The sequence below is a fragment of the Mogibacterium pumilum genome (genome assembly GCF_002243385.1).
GTDB lineage: Bacteria > Bacillota > Clostridia > Peptostreptococcales > Anaerovoracaceae > Mogibacterium > Mogibacterium pumilum.
In genome coordinates, this window is record NZ_CP016199.1 from 1105645 (window position 1) to 1107659 (window position 2015).

General features: G+C 50.1%; 1 tRNA gene and 1 rRNA gene. Both read left to right on the forward strand.

The window, feature by feature from the left end:
* Window positions 1-359 precede the first annotated feature (359 nt).
* Window positions 360-1875, forward strand: a 16S ribosomal RNA gene (locus tag AXF17_RS05300).
* Between the two features lie 36 nt (window positions 1876-1911).
* Window positions 1912-1987, forward strand: a tRNA-Ala gene (locus AXF17_RS05305).
* The last annotated feature ends 28 nt before the right edge of the window (window positions 1988-2015 follow it).

The window sequence follows — 2015 nt, forward strand, 5'->3', positions numbered from 1 at the left end:
GAGCCAAGATGAGTCGAGCAGAAAATCTTTCAAAAAAGATAAAAAAGTGCTTGACGAGTCAAAAATGGTGCGCTATAATGATTAAGCTGTCGCGAGAGAGCCGTTAGCTTAAAAACGCTCAAACGCAGTCAGCAGAACCATGACAACTTCATAGTGTAGAAACTGGTCAAGAGATCGACACAGTGCAAACTGGAGATCAGATCTCAAGATCGTATAAGAGACAAACGATGTACAAATATGTCGTATGTCCCTGTACAATTCAAACACAAACAACAATGATTCGGAAATAACGAGTCGAGACGCGATAAGCGTCATCCATTAACAGGATTTGGACGAATCGAAAGATTCTTCAGATAACATTTATTAAGAGTTTGATCCTGGCTCAGGATGAACGCTGGCGGCGTGCCTAATACATGCAAGTCGAGCGAGATGTTAGTGCATGAACCTTCGGGGGATTATATTAACGGACAGCGGCGGACGGGTGAGTAACGCGTAGGCAACCTGCCCTTGACAGAGGGATAGCCATTGGAAACGATGATTAAAACCTCATAACACCGTAGAAGCACATGCTTCAACGGTCAAAGATTTATCGGTCAGGGATGGGCCTGCGTCTGATTAACTAGTTGGTGAGGTAACGGCTCACCAAGGTGACGATCAGTAGCCGACCTGAGAGGGTGATCGGCCACATTGGAACTGAGACACGGTCCAAACTTCTACGGAAGGCAGCAGTAGGGAATCTTGCACAATGGGCGAAAGCCTGATGCAGCAACGCCGCGTGAAGGATGAAGGCCTTCGGGTTGTAAACTTCTGTTCTAAGGGAAGAAACAAATGACGGTACCTTAGGAGCAAGCCCCGGCTAACTACGTGCCAGCAGCCGCGGTAATACGTAGGGGGCAAGCGTTATCCGGAATTATTGGGCGTAAAGAGTGCGTAGGTGGTTACCTAAGCGCAAGGTTTAATTTAGAGGCTCAACCTCTACTTGCCTTGCGAACTGGGCTACTTGAGTGCAGGAGGGGAAAGCGGAATTCCTAGTGTAGCGGTGAAATGCGTAGATATTAGGAGGAACACCAGCGGCGAAGGCGGCTTTCTGGACTGTAACTGACACTGAGGCACGAAAGCGTGGGTAGCAAACAGGATTAGATACCCTGGTAGTCCACGCCGTAAACGATGACACTAGGTGTTGGGTCCGTTAGGGCTCAGTGCCGCAGTTAACGCAATAAGTGCTCCGCCTGGGGAGTACGCTCGCAAGAGTAAAACTCAAAGGAATTGACGGGGACCCGCACAAGCAGCGGAGCATGTGGTTTAATTCGAAGCAACGCGAAGAACCTTACCAGGGCTTGACATCCTGCTGACAGGATCTTAACCGATCCCTTCTTCGGACAGCAGAGACAGGTGGTGCATGGTTGTCGTCAGCTCGTGTCGTGAGATGTTGGGTTAAGTCCCGCAACGAGCGCAACCCTTGTCGCTAGTTACTAACATTCAGTTGAGGACTCTAGCGAGACTGCCGAGGTCAACTCGGAGGAAGGTGGGGATGACGTCAAATCATCATGCCCCTTATGTTCTGGGCTACACACGTGCTACAATGGTCGGTACAATGAGAGGCAATACTGCGAAGTGGAGCGAATCACCAAAACCGATCCCAGTTCGGATTGTAGGCTGCAACTCGCCTACATGAAGTTGGAGTTGCTAGTAATCGCAGATCAGAATGCTGCGGTGAATGCGTTCCCGGGTCTTGTACACACCGCCCGTCACACCATGGAAGTTGGGGGTGCCCGAAGTCGGCTAATTAATCTGTCGCCTAAGGCAAAACCAATGACTGGGGTGAAGTCGTAACAAGGTAGCCGTTCGAGAACGAGCGGCTGGATCACCTCCTTTCTAAGGAGACCTAGTCTCTACACTATGATAGTTTATGGGGAATTAGCTCAGCTGGGAGAGCACCTGCCTTGCACGCAGGGGGTCAAGGGTTCGATCCCCTTATTCTCCACCAGCCGAAAGGCAAATGTCGTTAACGCGAC